We start from the raw sequence: 16,264 nt of genomic DNA, 5'->3' as shown, positions 1-16,264 counted from the left end.
CAAGGAAAGCCTAGAACGGCCATTGACCTGCCACACATCTTTCAGTAAGACTGATGGCCATCCACCATCATCGCTTTCCAAGGCGCCTACCTATGGACATTGAAGCAGAACTCAGCTCCGTATTCTCACAACGGTCTTCCGGACCATTTCTTTTTCTGGGCTCGGGGTTCTCTAGACGATATATCGGTTTAGAAGACTGGGAAGGACTATTGAGCCGATTTTGCTTAACTGGCAAACCTTACGCATTTTACAAAAGCAGCTCGAATAACAACACACCCACATCAGCTAAGCTCATTGCCAACGACTTCCATGATCTGTGGTGGACAAATGAAAAATATGAGCCACAGAGAGAGCAGTCGGCCCACCTCATCACCGATAAAACCTCCCCTTTAAGATTGGAAATCTGCGATTATCTTAAGCAGAAAGAACTCACAGAAATCCCAAATGAAATATCGCAAGAGATAGATGCGCTCAAAGAGTGTGATGTCGACGGCATTATCACAACAAACTGGGACACCTTTACCGAAAGCTTGTTCCCCGGCCACACAGTCTATGTTGGTCAGAAAGAACTTCTATTCTCCAACACGATGAATGTAGGTGAAATCTACAAAGTTCATGGCTGCTGTACAAAACCTGACTCCCTCATTCTCACAGATGACGACTATCACGACTACAACAACCGAAATGCATATCTCGCATCGAAGCTGATAACAATTTTCGTCGAACACCCCGTCGTTTTTATAGGCTACTCAATTTCTGACAACAACATCAGGGAGCTCCTCAAGTCAATCTCGCTATGCATCGGCAAAGAAAATATCGACAAACTAAGAGACAACTTGATCTTCATCGATAGAAACGAGCCAGCGTCAGGCCCGACCATCGAAACTTCTTACTTACAATTCGATTCAATCCAGATCCCAATAAAAGTTGTCAAGACCAAGAACTACGTTCCGGTTTATGACGCCATCGCTCAATTTGAGCGCAAGCTCCCTGCAAGGGTATTGCGTTTTTGTAAGGAACGAGTGTATGAGATTGTTAAAGGCCAGAACCCTGACAAAAAGATTGCAGTGATCGATTACGACCAAGTCCAGAACAAAGAGGACATTGAAATTGTTTTTGGCTTAGGCGTGATCGGGAAGGTTGGAGAAACAGGTTACAAGGGAATTGCAAGTGGCGATATATTTGAAGACCTCATACTCAACAACAAGCATTACGACCCCAAAAAACTGATTGAGTCTACAATCTCTCTGCTTCCCAAACAGACTAAATTTGTACCAATTTTTAAGTATCTTAGAGAATTGGGAATTACCACCAAATCTGAATATGAAAAGTCAGGCCTCAGGCTTGATCGCCTAGCGCATCGAAAAGCTTCAGACTTCGCCACAGCAAGCATCCCACAAACATTGAAGTACGCAAGAACTCCTTTTGCAGAGTTCCTGAACACAGCGACAGAGTTTGAAATCTTCAGCATGACACCGCTACTACCGCATGTCGACACAAATGCCTTAGGAGACTTTCTGCGCCAAAACTACGACCGCCTCATTAGCTGCAACAATAAGTATCACTTCAGGCGATTGATGGCGTACTACGATTGGATGATCTACGGTTTCTAATTTGCAATGCGACAGAGGCTTGCACTTCCCATAGAAGACAAGCCTCTTCCATAAAACCAACGGTTTTTTAATTACAACAAGAAACCACTTGGCTTTATATCAATAGCGTCTTGCCGACTCAGCTGACCAACAGGAACCCCTTTTATAAGAAAGTCCTCTATCTGGAGAGGCTCCAGCACGTCAGGCACCGTGCCACTCCTAACACAACCCCGCAACTCCATCAAGAGCCGCCCTAATACATTGGCTCCAGTTAATGTGCCATCAGTACTTGAAGTTGCCCCCCAGAATCTATCTTTGCGAGATTCCTCAACTATCGGAAAATCATTAGTTTCAAGAAGAAGCGCAGAAAATGCTGACCAATTGTTGAGCAGCTTCGCCATGAGGCACCATCTCATTATCCTAACGCGAACACGTAGCCAATCAGATCTAGACTCACTGCGGTACGGCTTACTTTTCATCTTCGCAGTCATAGGACTGGTTTGAGAAAAAATCATATCTTGAATTTCAGGTCGATGAGGAAAACGGCAGGCTTGATATAGCGCCTCTGAAGTTAACACTCTTACCTCATTTACGCATATAGGGTATCCAGCTGCCATATTGGACAGACCGCCGTATTGCTCTTGCGTTTTCAAAAAAACAATACTAGAGCTTCTTTCATACGTGCGGATCGCAATTTTCCCCATCACCCTCTCCTACAATGCCGCCAATACGTCTTCTAAAGCACGTTCCCGGGCTGCATCGGCGTTAGTCGATCTCGGGAACAGAGGATACCATGGATCGCCGGCCCACAGAGCCAAAGGGGCGTTGTTCGGGCAATTGCGATAAGTGACGTTCAATGAGCCGAATCCTAGCGTTTCAAGGCTACTGAATCCTAGTGGGCGATGAGGGATTTTAAGATTCGGACAAATAGTTCTAATGTGCGCCCCTTTAACAAGAAATTGCTGCTCCAGGAGATTCCGACCAATTTCTGAGGAGAAGTAGCTATTTTTGGCATTGCCGCCGGCCACTCGCAACACGGGTGCGTATTTCATTTTCCCCACGTAATCCAGGACCTTTAAGTCAGTCGGGATTGAAGTCGGACGCAAGACATCAGAATTAAACATATACTTCTTACGATCTTCCGCAATTACACTTGTCACCCAAGAAATCTGAATATTTTTCGCAGCCAGAGCAGATTTGATATTTTCACCAAGCATCCACTGCCCGAGCGCATACACATTTATAATTGCCATATACAGAGTCGCATCTCGAGGGGCATCACATTCTAACCACGCGAGAACATCCTGAGTTGCTCGGCTACCAGAAAACAGCCCATCATCAATATAGAAAAAAGCCTTAGCGCTATTATCATTGATTGCAAGGCTATTTCCCGTCAGCTTGTTATAGATCCCCGCAACAAGCTTTACAAACTCGTGCTGACTATTACCACCCTTCTGAATATCCAAAAAAGACACAGAACCCCAGAAACCTGCAGGATCGCCATTATGCAACCCCTCAAGCTCAAATAAGCTTTTGAAGGTATCGTACACTTTCTCTTTCGAGCTATATGTTTTTCCAAACGTATAGATCAACTCAGAAAGTATCGAATCTCGCACCTCAGGATCAAACTGTCTAATCCACTTCTGAATATGCGACTCATCAAAATTAGGAATTGCTCCTTTCCTATAATCGCCGATGATAGTCAAAAGCTGTGCTATCAATTCTCGCTCTGTCATAATAATTCCTTTTATTCACTTCCGTGGCCGACCAATCAAAGTTGAGCCAGATTGCCATCATGCGCAAGATTTTGGAAGCCATCACCATCCAGGATCTACAGAAAAAGCATGCTCGACGGGCAGCCTGCGCTGAAAAACTCTCGTAGCGCTTCAGCAATCACGATGTAGCCTCCATATCTGGTTTCAGCTTGACTGGTCCCGACTCGGCGTCCCCCGGTGAAACCACAATCCAGCCTGGCATCGCCAAATGCACACTGGCCGCCCAGACACGCACCCAGTAGCAGCTGAACATAGTTTCGGGGGGCCAAGTGGCGCCGCCGTAACATGCTGTGTTCAGAAACTCTCCACTGAGTCTGCGAGCCCTAGCTTTCTGCCAACAGGGCGCCCAGGACACTGTCGAAGTTTTCAGATGTAACCGTGTCGAGTGGTGCCCTGCCCTGGTACCGCCTGTGCGGCGTGCTTAATAAGCGATAAATTTGCCAATTTTCTAGATCGGGAGAGTTGGTGAGAACTGCGAGGACTAGCTTGTGCTTTAAAGGATCTAACTGCCAGTCGGGAATTCTCTGCCCCCTGTTACCCAGGCTAAGGGAGAGCAGCCTACGCGCCTTGATATCACGATTGACCTGATCTCTTGACTTGCCCGCTAACCGGGCAAAAACCGGTAGAGGAAGATTGGTTGGTGCTTCGTAAACGGCAAGCATCCCCTCGCGCTCTTTTTGGATTTCGGAAATCTCTGGACTACCGATCCGCGCATGCGACTCCACATCCCGCTGCTTGCTCGCCCTTCCGACATACCGTGCTCCATTCGATTCAGGCTGGGCGAGGACACCGTGCGATGGCGCAACACTCCGTGTAGGGTCCACAATCCGTATTGGAGACGATGCCGTCCCCTCCAACCTTATCGTCAACGGTGCACCAGCTGCCTGAGCATGTCCTTGCGCCCAGAGGTCCAACCGATTCGCCCAATCTTGCATCATGGCCCGGCGCTGCTCGACATACTCAGCATGGTTATACGAGGCACTGACCTTATCGGGATCAGCATGCGACAGCTGAGCATCAATCCATACTTTCGGATACCCGATTTCATTGAGCGCAGTGGAGATAGTGGCACGCATACCGTGCCCGGTGAGTCGATCAGCGAACCCCATGCGTCGCAGCGCACTGTTCAACGTGTTCTCGCTGATCCGCTTGCTCAAGTCACTCCGATGGGCAAGCAAATGCCGCTGCGCAGGTACCACACGATCGAGCAGCAGCCTCACCACCTCCGCCGCCTGGACTGATAGCGGCACGATGTAGGGCGGCACCTTAGAGGCCTGGCTGCGGCTTTTACGCATCTTGAGCTGCAGTTGCTTGACCACCTCAGGCGGAATGACCCAGAGCCGGCGCTCCAGGTCGAATTGATCCGGCGTAGCCAAACGCAGCTCACCGGTGCGCACTCCGGTAAGCAGCAGAAGCCAGATTCCCAACAGGGTCTGCTGTCCACCATGATAGCCGCGCAGCCTGCTCAGAAGCTGTGGCAACTCGTCCATGCGCAGGAAGGGGTTGTGCTCTACCGGTGGCTTGGGCATAGCCACCACATCCAGATCTGAAGCGGGGTTATGCTCGAGCCCAGCCACGCGCACAAGCGCATAGCGAAACAATTGATTGAGCCAGGTCCGGCACTTTTCTGCGGTGGTGAACGCACCACGAGACTCGATGCGATCCAGCACCTCCATGAGCACATGACGGCCGATATCGTAGACGGAGCGATCACCGAGGTAAGGAAGAATGTCTTTGCCGAAAATGCGCAGGATCTGGGACAGCGTGCTCTGTCGCCCCTCGTTGAGGCTCAGCCGACGAAAAGCGATCCACTGATTAAACACTGTCTCAAAGGAATGGTCGCTGGAGAGGCGGACAGCCTGGCGTTGCTGCTTGCGCTGCTCGCACGGATTAGTGCCCTGACTAATGAGTGCCCGCGCTTCATCGCGACGCGTACGTGCGTCGCGCAGGCCGACCTGTGGGTAGCTGCCAAACGACATGCGCTTCTGCCGGCCGGCCCAGTAGTAGCGGAAATGCCAGATCTTACCGCCCTGCGCCGTGACATTGAGGAACAAGCCATCGCTGTCCGCGAGCGTGTAGTCCTTACCGGTGACTCGGGCGTGCCGAATCGCCATCTCCGAGAGTGCCATGGTGACCTCCTGAACCTGTCAGAGGCCAAATGCTCGTCTCGTGCTCCACCTAGCTCTACCGGAAAAGCGAATTGGGGCATTTCCAATTCTGGACTCAATCCTGGACTTAAAATGTCCGGATACTGCCGGTTTTCGGTGGTTTCCGCTGGAACGAAAAAAGAGCCTTTCGGCCCTTTTTTCAACGACTTACAGACTTCCATGGAACTCTGTAGATCTATAACTGGAGCGGGAAACGAGACTCGAACTCGCGACCCCGACCTTGGCAAGGTCGTGCTCTACCAACTGAGCTATTCCCGCGTCGTGATGGTCGCTATTCTAGCGATCTGGCAAACGACGTCAACCCCTTGATTCAAAAAAACTTTTATTTCTGCTCGGAGCCTTCGCGCAGGTGCGGCCAGGCAGCGATCAGGTAGTGCACCATGGAAATCAGGGTCAGTGCAGCGGCCACCAGCAGCAGGGCGTAACCGGTCACCACCCAGAAGCCGAACACCGGCGGGTTGGCCAGCAGGATCACCAGCGCCAGCATCTGTGCGGCGGTTTTCCATTTGCCCAGGTTGGACACGGCAACATGCGCCCTCGCCCCCAGCTCGGCCATCCACTCACGCAGGGCCGAAACGACGATCTCGCGGCCGATGATCACCGCGGCAGGCAAGGTCAGCCAGAAGTTGGCATGCACCTGCACCAGCAACACCAGTGCAACGGCCACCATCAGCTTGTCGGCCACAGGGTCGAGGAAAGCGCCGAACGGCGTACTCTGCTCCAGCTTGCGGGCCAGGTAGCCGTCCAGCCAGTCAGTGGCGGCGGCGATCGCGAACACCGTGCTGGCGGCCATGTAGCTCCAGTGATAGGGCACATAGAACAGCATGATGAAGATCGGGATGAGCAGGACGCGTAGAACGGTGAGCAGATTTGGAATATTCATCGGTACGACTGGCTGCGAGTTGAGCCAGGCATTCTACTCGCTATGCAGGCTGGCATAAATCGACTCGGCAAGCTTTTTACTGATACCGGGTGCTTTGGCGATCTCGTCGATACTGGCGCGGTTGAGCTCTTGCAGGCCGCCGAAGTGTTTCAGCAGGTCGCGGCGACGCTTGGGCCCTACCCCGGCGACGTCTTCCAGGCTCGACGTACGGCGCGCCTTGCCGCGGCGGGCGCGGTGGCCGGTAATGGCAAAGCGGTGAGCTTCGTCGCGGATCTGCTGGATCAGGTGCAGGGCCGGCGAGTCGCCTTTGAGGGTGAATTCGTGGGCGACATCATTGAGGTACAGCGTCTCGAAGCCGGCCTTGCGGGTCACGCCCTTGGCCACGCCGAGCAGGGTCAGGTCGGTCATGCCCAGTTCCTGCATGACGTCGCGGGCCATGTTCAACTGGCCCTTGCCGCCATCGACCAGGAGCACGTCGGGCAGTTTGCCCTCGCCGTCCTTGATGCGCCCGTAGCGGCGCATCAATGCCTGGTGCATGGCCGCGTAGTCATCACCGGCGGTGACGCCTTCGATATTGAAGCGGCGGTAGTCGGACTTGAGCGGGCCTTCGGGGCCAAACACCACGCAACTGGCAACGGTGGCTTCGCCGCTGGAATGGCTGATGTCGTAACACTCGAGGCGCTGCGGAACTTCGTCGAGGCCGAGCACTTGAGCGAGCGCTTCAAAGCGTGAGGCCATGTGCTGGCGGTTAGCCAGGCGAGCATTGAGAGCCTGCTCGGCGTTGGTCACCGCCAGCTGCTGCCAGCGGGCGCGGGTGCCGCGCACGCGGTGGGTGATGGCAATTTCACGGCCGCGCAGGGTCTGAATCGCCGCGCTGATGGCTTCGAAGTCTTCATGGACGACGTTGACGATCAGTTCGCCGGGCAGTTCGCGCTCGGCGTTGCCCAGGTAGTACTGGGAGAGGAAGGCGGACATCACTTCACTGACGTCTTCTTCAATGCCGACCTGGGGGAAGAAGTTCTTGCTGCCCAGCACCCGGCCGCCACGCACGCTGATCAGGTGCACGCAAGCGCCACCCGGGTTGATGAACGAGGCAACGACATCGACGTCGCCGGAGCCGCCTTCCATGTATTGCTGGTCCTGAACGCGACGCAACAGGGCGATCTGATCCCGCAGTTCGGCGGCCTTCTCGAAGTTGAGGGCCATCGCAGCGTGCTCCATCTCGGCGTTGAGCTCATTGCCCAGTTGCTGGCTGCGGCCTTCGAGGAACATCACCGAGTGGCGGACATCTTCGGCGTATTCCTCAGGCGTCACCAGGCCTACACAGGGGGCCTTGCAGCGCTTGATCTGGTACTGCAGGCACGGCCGGGTGCGGTTGGCGTAATAACTGTCTTCGCACTGGCGCACGGAGAATCCCTTCTGCAGCAGGCTCAGGCTTTCACGGATGGCACCGGCGCTGGGGTATGGGCCGAAGTAGCGGCCCTTGGCCTTCTTCGCCCCGCGGTGAATGCCCAGTCGTGGGAATTGACCGTCGGACAAGAACACATACGGGTAGGACTTATCGTCGCGCAACAGGATGTTGTAGGGCGGGCGCCATTGCTTGATGAGGTTCTGCTCGAGCAGCAGCGCCTCGGTCTCGTTGGCGGTGATGGTGGTTTCCACCTGGGCGATGCGCCCGACCAGAGCGGCGGTCTTGGGCGCCAGCCCGGATTTGCGGAAATAGCTGGCCAGACGCTTCTTGAGGTTCTTGGCCTTGCCCACGTAGAGCAGCCGCGCCTCGGCGTCGAACATACGGTAAACGCCCGGGCGACCACTGCAGGTCGCCAGGAACGCGCTGGCATCAAATACTTGGGACATGAGCGGCTTTATAGACTTGCGTCGACCATAGCGTGGCGAACGGCCAGCAAGGTCAGTTCGACGTCGCTGGTAACCGAGAGTTTTTCAAAGATCCGATAACGGTAAGTATTGACGGTCTTGGGCGACAGACACAACTTGTCAGAGATGATCTGCACTTTCTGGCAGCCGACGATCATCAGGGCAATCTGGATTTCGCGCTCCGACAGCGCGTCGAACGGCGAGCCTTGCGGCTGGAACGACTTCAGCGCCAGCTGCTGGGCGATCTGCGGGCTGATATAGCGCTGGCCGGCGAAGGCCAGGCGGATCGCCTGGACCATTTCGTCGAGCGCCGCGCCTTTGGTCAGGTAACCGGCGGCGCCGGCTTGCAGCAACCGCGTGGGGAACGGGTCTTCCTCACACACGGTGACTGCCACCACTTTAGTGTCCGGATGACTGCGCAGAAGCTTGCGGGTCGCTTCGAGGCCGCCGATGCCAGGCATCTTGACGTCCATCAGGACCACATCAGGTTTCAACTCACGTGCGAGCTTGAGGGCCGTTTCGCCGGAATCTGCCTCACCCACCACTTGCAGGCCGTCGATATCGGCCAGCATGCGGGTGATACCGGTACGCACCAGATCGTGGTCATCGACCACTAAGACCCTAATCAAGCAGACACCTCGTAAATGGGGCGATTGGATCCCGCCACCTTAACAAAAAATGTCACGCGGATCCTAGCGCAAAGCGTCCTGGAAATACCCGTGCCGTTCGAGTTGGCGCATCCGTGCGTTTTCCTGCGCGCACGCCTCGCTGCGCAGGCGGCCCACCAGGTGCCAGAGCGCTGCCTGGTCGTTTGCCGGCAAAGCGCGAAAAGCGCCCAGTAGACGGTCTTCATCGCAGGTCAAGCTGTCCAGCGGTGCCGGTGTGCGCTGCCCGCTGAGCACATACAGGGCATCAACCCCCTTGGCTGCCACGGCCGCCAGGTAATCGACCCGCGGCGTGCGCTCACCGCTCTCGTACTTGCCCTGGGCGTTGGGCTCGACGCCGCCGATATCGCCGAACACTCGCTGGGTCAGCCCCAGACGTTCGCGCTCTTCCCTCAGCCGCGCTCCGAATCCTTTCATCTATTTACGCTTCCTTATCCCTTTGAATAAAAACCGGTGCATCCCGCACCCATGTGAATAGCCGTGAATCCATCTGGGACTATGCCGATTGGATCCATGCCGCGCAAGTCTACACGGCCTGAAAGTGACCCATCAGTCGAGCGCGCGCTGCATGCGCACGAAGCATTCGTCCTCGCCCATCTCGACAAAACCGTGACGCAGGTACAGCTGCCGCGCCGGGTTGTTGTTGAACACCATCAGCCGGAGCAACGGCAGCTTGCGCTGGACAGCCCAGCCGGCCAGGGTTTCCAGAACCCAACTGCCCACGCCGCGCCCACGGTGCTCTGGCAGCAGGTGCAGTTCGCGAATGAACAGCGCCTGGCGGTCCTGGCTGAGGCTGCAGAAACCCAGCGTTGTCTGGTCCTCGACGATCAGCCATTGCTCGCGCCAGTGCCAGGCCTCGTCGAACGCCTGCTCGATCCACAGCAGGTCGAATTCGCGGTAGTACGGCAGCATGGCGCGCCGGGTCAGGTCGCGGGCAAAGGCGCAGTGGGCATCGCTGGCAGGGATCAGTTCAAGGGGCATAAAGCACCAGGCGCGCAGGTCATCAACCGGGGATTGTCAGCCCGCGCTGCACCGCCGGCCGCTCAAGGAAGGTCGCCAGGACCCGCTGAACCTGTTCGAACTCTTCGAACCTGACCAGCTCCCGTGCGTTGTAGCGATCCACCAGGTTGCGCACCCAGGGGAAAATGGCGATATCGGCAATGCTGTACTCATCGCCCATCCATTCGCGCCCGACCAGGTGTCGATCAAGCACCCCGAGCAGCCGTCGCGATTCATTCACGTAGCGGTCGCGCGGCCGTTTGTCCTCGATGTCCTTGCCGGCAAAGAAGTGGAAGAAGCCAACCTGACCGAACATCGGCCCAATGCCGCCCATCTGGAACATCAGCCATTGCAAGGTCTGATAACGACTGGCCGGATCCTGGCTGAGCAACTGCCCGGACTTTTCCGCAAGGTACTGCAGGATAGCGCCGGACTCGAACAACGCCAGCGGCTGCCCGCCCGGCCCGTTCGGGTCGAGGATGGCCGGGATCTTGTTGTTGGCGCTCAGCGAGATGAACGCGGGGCTGAGCTGGTCTTCGCTCTCAAAACTGACCTTGTGCGCCTCATAGGGCAGGCCAATTTCTTCGAGCATGATCGACACTTTCACCCCGTTTGGCGTCGGCAGGGAGTACAACTGCAGACGTTGCGGATGTTGCGCGGGCCATTTGCGGGTAACGGGAAACGCACTCAGATCAGTCATCGGTATTCTCTGCGAATCAGCCCTGGGCATGGGCCTGGAGTTTGAGTTTTTCGGTGTCCACGCGCACGAAGATGCAGTCTGCCGTGACGGTCAGAACGTCGCCGGCCCAGACCTCACAGACCACCCGCGTCTTGCGCCCGACCTCGCCGTCGACGCGGGCCTTGAGCAGCAGCTCCACGCCCATGGGCGTCGGCTTGAGGTAGCTCAGGTTGAGCTGGCCAGTCACGCAATGAATCCGCGGCAGGCTATCCGGCTCGCGGCCTTCGTTGCGGTAGTGCCAGGCCATCGCCGTCCAGTTCGAATGACAGTCGACCAGCATCGCCAGCAACCCACCGTAGACCAAGCCGGGCCAACCGATGAAGCCGCTGTCCGGGCTGTGCCGGCAGATGACATGACTGCCGTCGGCATCCCAGTAACTGTCGATGTGCAAGCCAGTGGGGTGTGCGCAGCCGCAGCCGTAACAGGTGCCATCAGGGGCGGCCAGTGATTGCAGGGAGGGGGCGTGGTCGTTCATGGGCTTCCTGGAACTGTCGGTTTTGGAAGAGTACGTAGGGTAACGCCAGGCGTACGGCGCGCCAATGAAAAAGCCCGTGAACAGGTCACGGGCTTCTCTTTGATCCAGCTACAAGGTCAGACGCCTTTGCCGTCCGCCACCACGGCATTCACCCTGCCCTGCCCGCCGCGTCGACGGGTCAGCGAAACCAGCAGGATGAACAACGTCACGCCCGCCGTCATCAATGTCTCGTAGCGGTAGGCGTCACTGAACAGCATGTAGCCAAGAACCATGATGATGGTGCCGATCACCAGCCAGGTCAGCCAAGGGAACAGCCACATTTTCAGTTCCAGCACGCTACCGTCGCGGTCAGCCCGAGCACGCATGCGCAACTGCGAGACGGCGATCACCAGGTACACCAGCAAGGCGATGGCGCCAGTGGTCGACAGCAGGAAGCCAAACACCTTGCCGGGGAACACGTAGTTGACCAAGCAACCCGCAAAACCTGCCAGGGTCGACAGCAGTACGGCGACGGTAGGTACGCCATTGCCGGAAACCCGCTTGATCATCTTCGGCGCCTCACCCCGCGAACCGAGCGAGTAGAGCATCCGCGAAGCGGTGTACAGCCCGGAGTTCATGCAACTGGTCACGGCCACCAGCACCACCAGGTCGACCACCAGCTTGGCACCTGGCACGTTGAGTACTTCCAGCACCCGCTGGAACGATCCGACGGCTTTCAGGCCAGGGTCGTTCCAGGCCACCAGCGACACCACCAGGAAGATCGACGCCAGGTAGAAGATGCCGATGCGGTACACCACCAGGTTGGTAGCGCGGCGGATCTTGTCTTTCGGGTTGGCGGTTTCGTCTGCAGCGATGGTGACGATCTCGGCGCCGAAGAACGAGAAGATGGTGATCAGCACCCCGCCCAGCACTGTGCCAAAGCCGTTCGGCATGAACCCGCCGTTGGCCCACAACTGGCTGACGCCGGAGGTCTTGGCCAATGGCCAGACGCCGAACACGGCCATGCTGCTGATGCCGATGAAGGCGACAATTGCGATCACCTTGATCAGGGCAAACCAGTACTCGAACTCACCGAAGTTCTTCACGCTGATCAGGTTGGTGCACGACAGCACGATCATGATCAGGAAGGCAAACAGCCACGAGGGGATGTCGGGGAAGTAGGCATGCAGGATGTCTGCGCCAGCAATGGCCTCGACCGGGATGATCAGCACCCAGAACCACCAGTACAGCCAGCCGATGGTAAAGCCCGCCCAGGGCCCAATGGCCTCGGAAGCATAGGTGGAGAATGAACCGCTGTTGGGGTTGGCGATGGCCATTTCGCCGAGCATGCGCATCACCAGCAGGACCAGCAGACCGGTCATGGCGTAGGAGATGAGGATCGCCGGGCCGGCCGTGGCGATGGCGTTGGAGGAGCCAATGAACAGCCCGGCGCCGATGATGCCGGCAATGGAGATCATCGACACCTGACGGGACGTCAGGCCGTGTTGCAGGGAGCGCTGTTTCTTGTTTTGTAGCGAAGCCATGGAAAACCCTCGAGTGGGTCGGCCGCCGCGGGGGACGGCTGAACTTGGAGCAGAATTCTTGTAAGTCGGTAGAGCTCGTTTTTTTTGTTGTAAGGACTACGTCGAAAGGACTTTGCCTCCTGTTTCCATCACCGGTTGTAATCGTTGATCCAGGTCAGTATTAATCTATAGGGCGTTACCAACAAACGACCTTTTCGACGCACATGATTCCTCTTCGGAATGAACTTCTTCCTTTTTCGCTGGGTAATAGACGCACATGTCCAAACGCCTGATGCCTTCCACCACCGCCTTGCAATGCTTCGAGGCGGCCGCCCGGCACCTCAGCTTCACCCGTGCGGCGCAGGAACTGCACCTGACCCAGAGCGCGGTCAGCAAACAGGTGGCGCAACTCGAGGACATGCTCTCGCACCCGCTGTTCCAGCGCATCCGCCGGCGCCTGCACCTCACGCCTGCCGGTGCCCTGTACCTAACCGAAGTGAACAAGATCCTCACCCAGATCGACATTTCCAGCCGCTACATCCTCAGTTACGGCGACGAGACCGAGGTGCTGCGCATCGCTACCCAGCCGACTTTCGGCGCACGCTGGCTGGTGCCCAGACTCAAGGGCTTTGGCGACCGCTACCCGCGGATCCACTTGGATATCCGCAACGAGCTGGAGCCGTTCGACCTGGTTCAGGCGAAGGCGGACATCGCTTTTTTCTTTGGCCAAGGCACCTGGCCGGGGGCAACGTGCATCGAACTGTTCAGCGAGGAGGTGGTACCTGTGTGCGCAGCAGAGCTGCTGGCGCGCTCCCGCTTCGACAGCGCCGAAGCGCTGACCGAGCACCGTCTGCTGCAGTGCGCGTCACGCCCCGAGGCTTGGCACGAATGGTTTCTGGGCCTCGGACTGCACAGCGAGAACAGCTACCACGGGCCGCGCTTCGATACGTTCTACCTGTGCATTCGCGCGGCCATCGCCGGCTGCGGCATCGCCTTGATCCCGCGCTACCTGGTGGCCGAGGAGTTGGCCGAGGGCAAGCTGGTGGTCGCCTGGGACCATCCGGTGGCGAGCAATGGCCGGCATTTCATTGCCCATGCCGAGCATGCGGCGGAGGTGCCGAAGATCAGGGCCTTTGTGCAGTGGATTCGCGAGCGGGTGGCGGAAGGGGATTGAGTTCAGCCCTGACTTCCTGAATCTATGGAATGAACGCAATCGAATAATTCGTTTGCGGAATAACACCCCGACACGCTTGGATATTAGCTAAATCGAACAAGGTCTCGCGTGCTCATGAATCAGGAAAGTATCAGTCAGTCCATTGCCGTAGTTCACCCAATCACACTTTCCCATGGGCGCAACGCGCAAGTCTGGGACACCGACGGCAAACGCTACATCGACTTTGTCGGGGGTATTGGCGTGCTCAATCTGGGCCATTGCAACCCGGCCGTGGTCGAGGCGATCCAGGCCCAGGCCAGTCGCCTCACCCACTACGCGTTCAACGCCGCGCCGCATGGCCCGTACCTGCAGTTGATGGAGCAACTGCAAGGGTTTGTACCGGTCAGCTACCCGCTGGCCGGCATGCTCACCAACAGCGGCGCGGAAGCCGCGGAAAACGCCCTGAAAGTGGCCCGTGGTGCCACAGGCAAGCGCGCCATCATCGCTTTCGACGGTGCCTTCCACGGCCGCACCCTGGCCACACTCAACCTCAACGGCAAGGTCGCGCCCTACAAGCAGCGCGTCGGAGACCTGCCCGGGCCGGTCTACCACCTGCCCTACCCCAGCGCCGACACCGGCGTCACCTGCGCAGAAGGCCTCAAGGCCCTGGAGCGCCTGTTCAGCGTCGAGCTGGCGGTGGAAGACGTAGCGGCATTCATTCTCGAACCGGTCCAGGGCGAAGGCGGCTTCCTCGCCCTCGATCCGGCCTTCGCCCAAGCGCTGCGGCGCTTCTGTGACGAGCACGGGATCCTGATCATCATCGACGAGATCCAGTCGGGCTTTGGCCGCACCGGTCAGCGCTTCGCTTTCCCTCGCCTGGGCATCGAGCCCGACCTGCTGTTGCTGGCCAAGAGTATCGCCGGGGGCATGCCGCTGGGGGCGCTGGTCGGCCGCCAGGACTTGATGGCCGCACTGCCCAAGGGCGGTTTGGGCGGCACCTACTCGGGCAACCCGATTGCCTGCGCGGCGGCACTGGCCAGCTTGGCGCAGATGACCGACGAGAACCTGGCAACCTGGGGCGAACGCCACGAGCAGGCCATCGTCAGCCGCTACCAGCGCTGGCAGGCCTCAGGCGTGAGCACTGCACTGGGCCGTCTGACCGGCGTCGGCGCGATGCGCGGAATCGAGTTGATCAATGCCGACGGCAGCCCGGCGCCGGCGCACCTGACCCAGGTGCTGGCCTCGGCGCGGGCCAAGGGCCTGCTGCTGATGCCCAGCGGCAAGGCCAGGCACATCATTCGCCTGCTGGCACCGCTGACCATCGAAGCAGAGGTACTCGAAGAAGGCCTGGATATCCTCGAGCAGTGCCTGGCAGAGCTGGGCTGAGTCTTACAGGCCGAGCTCTTCCGGAGTAAGCATGTCGGATTCGAAGGCGATCCAGCCGCCTTCGAGTTCGGCGTGGCCGTTGACGATCGGGCCGTAGTAGGTCAGGCCGTTCTCGAGGGTCACGCAGATGTGCGTGGCAGGCTTTTCCGGTGCTGCGAGCGCGCCGACGAAGTGCACCTTCTTCAAGGTCTCGGTCACTGCCTCAAGGCCCACGCGGATATTGACGTTCTCCGATGCCTCAATGTCGCCCCCGCGGTCTTCGGTGCTGACGGTGACGGTGGCGATATACTTATAGATGCTCAATCGGGTTGCCTTTTGCGAGTAAGGATCGGCGCGTCGGGCGCCGGGGCGCATAGGGTACGGCAGGCGGCGATTGCGCGCGAGTGCCGGACAGCTGGATTTTGCCTTGGCAGTGCCGACGTCTTCGCGGGGCAAGCCCGCTCCTACAGGGTCTGTAGTGCGTCGCAGTCCTGTAGGAGCGGGCTTGCCCCGCGAAGACGTCGGCACTGCCAAGCGCTTTTCCCAGACAGACCACATGGCCTGAAAAGCCCCAATCTGTTAGGGTGCCCGGCGATGCACGCCACACCACACGAGGACACCGAGTGAGCGCCGAAGAACCCCTGATCGCCGACCTGTTCGAGGTCGACAAACGCCTGACCCTCAAGCCCGTCGTGGACTTCAACAGCTACCTGCGCAACGCCTTTGGCGACGGCCCGTGCCGCTGCCACCGCTGTGTCGAGGGCGCAGGCGATGAAAGCAGCTACAGCCACCGCCACACGTTCGAGTTCGCAGGCCGCCAGACTCACCGCCGCTTTGCCAACACCGCGGGCAGTGATGTGCTGCAAATGTTGAAGAAGGCCTGGCTGTCGTATAAGCAGACTGAAATGCCCCTGGCCGGCGCGCTCGACCTGACCGCCGTCAAGGGTTTCACCGAGGCCGACCTGCACCCGCGCCTGCTGGCCCTGGTGCCGGCCAGCGGCCTCGCACGGGAAATCGACGGCCAGTGGCAGCTGCAAGCCCAGGCCGACTGACACCACTCCTCGCTTCACCGG

16 protein-coding genes and 1 tRNA gene are annotated in these 16,264 nt (G+C 57.9%); 4 read left to right on the top strand and 13 right to left on the bottom strand.

Going from position 1 to position 16,264, the window contains the following annotated elements; translation table 11 throughout:
- Positions 1 to 92: 92 nt before the first annotated feature.
- Entirely contained in the window at positions 93 to 1,613 is a 1,521-nt protein-coding gene (locus J3B00_RS11415; RefSeq protein WP_209867611.1) for an SIR2 family protein, read from the top strand.
- 71 nt (positions 1,614 to 1,684) lie between these two features.
- On the opposite strand, the gene J3B00_RS11410 is transcribed toward J3B00_RS11415, so the two are convergent.
- From J3B00_RS11410 to J3B00_RS11355, 12 genes are all read right to left on the bottom strand, one after another.
- Positions 1,685 to 2,296: an NADAR family protein gene (locus J3B00_RS11410; protein ID WP_209867610.1), complete on the bottom strand. Its 612-nt coding sequence runs from the start codon at positions 2,294 to 2,296 to the stop codon at positions 1,685 to 1,687.
- 9 nt (positions 2,297 to 2,305) lie between these two features.
- Complete coding sequence (locus J3B00_RS11405; protein WP_209867609.1) at positions 2,306 to 3,328, bottom strand: hypothetical protein; 1,023 nt, start codon at positions 3,326 to 3,328, stop codon at positions 2,306 to 2,308.
- Between the two features lie 362 nt (positions 3,329 to 3,690).
- Positions 3,691 to 5,496 (bottom strand): integrase arm-type DNA-binding domain-containing protein, encoded by a 1,806-nt coding sequence (locus tag J3B00_RS11400; protein WP_209867608.1) that lies wholly within the window; start codon positions 5,494 to 5,496, stop codon positions 3,691 to 3,693.
- A 221-nt stretch (positions 5,497 to 5,717) separates the two neighbouring features.
- Positions 5,718 to 5,793 (bottom strand) — tRNA-Gly (locus tag J3B00_RS11395).
- Positions 5,794 to 5,857: 64 nt separating this feature from the next.
- On the bottom strand, positions 5,858 to 6,418 hold the full coding sequence (pgsA, locus tag J3B00_RS11390; RefSeq protein WP_209867607.1) for a CDP-diacylglycerol--glycerol-3-phosphate 3-phosphatidyltransferase: 561 nt from the start codon (positions 6,416 to 6,418) through the stop codon (positions 5,858 to 5,860).
- Between the two features lie 33 nt (positions 6,419 to 6,451).
- Positions 6,452 to 8,275: an excinuclease ABC subunit UvrC gene (gene uvrC / locus J3B00_RS11385; protein WP_209867606.1), complete on the bottom strand. Its 1,824-nt coding sequence runs from the start codon at positions 8,273 to 8,275 to the stop codon at positions 6,452 to 6,454.
- Between the two features lie 8 nt (positions 8,276 to 8,283).
- Positions 8,284 to 8,922, bottom strand: a complete 639-nt coding sequence (gene uvrY, locus J3B00_RS11380; RefSeq protein WP_209867605.1) for a UvrY/SirA/GacA family response regulator transcription factor — start codon at positions 8,920 to 8,922, stop codon at positions 8,284 to 8,286.
- 63 nt (positions 8,923 to 8,985) lie between these two features.
- Entirely contained in the window at positions 8,986 to 9,375 is a 390-nt protein-coding gene (locus J3B00_RS11375) for a helix-turn-helix domain-containing protein (protein ID WP_209867604.1), read from the bottom strand.
- A gap of 132 nt (positions 9,376 to 9,507) precedes the next feature.
- Positions 9,508 to 9,939, bottom strand: coding sequence for a GNAT family N-acetyltransferase (locus tag J3B00_RS11370; RefSeq protein ID WP_209867603.1), 432 nt, complete (start codon positions 9,937 to 9,939; stop codon positions 9,508 to 9,510).
- Between the two features lie 22 nt (positions 9,940 to 9,961).
- Positions 9,962 to 10,657, bottom strand: a complete 696-nt coding sequence (locus tag J3B00_RS11365; protein ID WP_209867602.1) for a glutathione S-transferase N-terminal domain-containing protein — start codon at positions 10,655 to 10,657, stop codon at positions 9,962 to 9,964.
- 16 nt (positions 10,658 to 10,673) lie between these two features.
- On the bottom strand, positions 10,674 to 11,171 hold the full coding sequence (locus J3B00_RS11360; RefSeq protein ID WP_209867601.1) for a PaaI family thioesterase: 498 nt from the start codon (positions 11,169 to 11,171) through the stop codon (positions 10,674 to 10,676).
- Between the two features lie 116 nt (positions 11,172 to 11,287).
- Positions 11,288 to 12,694, bottom strand: a complete 1,407-nt coding sequence (locus tag J3B00_RS11355; protein WP_209867600.1) for an amino acid permease — start codon at positions 12,692 to 12,694, stop codon at positions 11,288 to 11,290.
- Positions 12,695 to 12,950: 256 nt separating this feature from the next.
- Between J3B00_RS11355 and J3B00_RS11350 the strand changes: the two genes are divergently transcribed.
- Positions 12,951 to 13,847: a LysR substrate-binding domain-containing protein gene (locus J3B00_RS11350; protein ID WP_209867599.1), complete on the top strand. Its 897-nt coding sequence runs from the start codon at positions 12,951 to 12,953 to the stop codon at positions 13,845 to 13,847.
- A 114-nt stretch (positions 13,848 to 13,961) separates the two neighbouring features.
- The gene (locus tag J3B00_RS11345; RefSeq protein WP_209867598.1) at positions 13,962 to 15,212 is read left to right on the top strand and encodes an aspartate aminotransferase family protein; all 1,251 of its coding nucleotides are present in this window, start codon (positions 13,962 to 13,964) and stop codon (positions 15,210 to 15,212) included.
- A 3-nt stretch (positions 15,213 to 15,215) separates the two neighbouring features.
- Here J3B00_RS11345 and J3B00_RS11340 read toward each other — a convergent pair whose 3' ends face one another.
- A complete protein-coding gene (locus J3B00_RS11340) occupies positions 15,216 to 15,566 on the bottom strand; it encodes a hypothetical protein (RefSeq protein WP_281076055.1) in 351 nt (116 codons plus the stop codon).
- Positions 15,567 to 15,814: 248 nt separating this feature from the next.
- Between J3B00_RS11340 and J3B00_RS11335 the strand changes: the two genes are divergently transcribed.
- Positions 15,815 to 16,243, top strand: a complete 429-nt coding sequence (locus J3B00_RS11335; protein ID WP_209867596.1) for a hypothetical protein — start codon at positions 15,815 to 15,817, stop codon at positions 16,241 to 16,243.
- Positions 16,244 to 16,264: the final 21 nt, after the last annotated feature.

Source organism: Pseudomonas sp. BP8 (assembly GCF_017875955.1).
In the GTDB taxonomy this organism is placed as follows: domain Bacteria; phylum Pseudomonadota; class Gammaproteobacteria; order Pseudomonadales; family Pseudomonadaceae; genus Aquipseudomonas.
The sequence above is the reverse complement of the archived record's forward strand: the minus strand, read 5'-3'. Positions and strand labels throughout refer to the sequence as shown.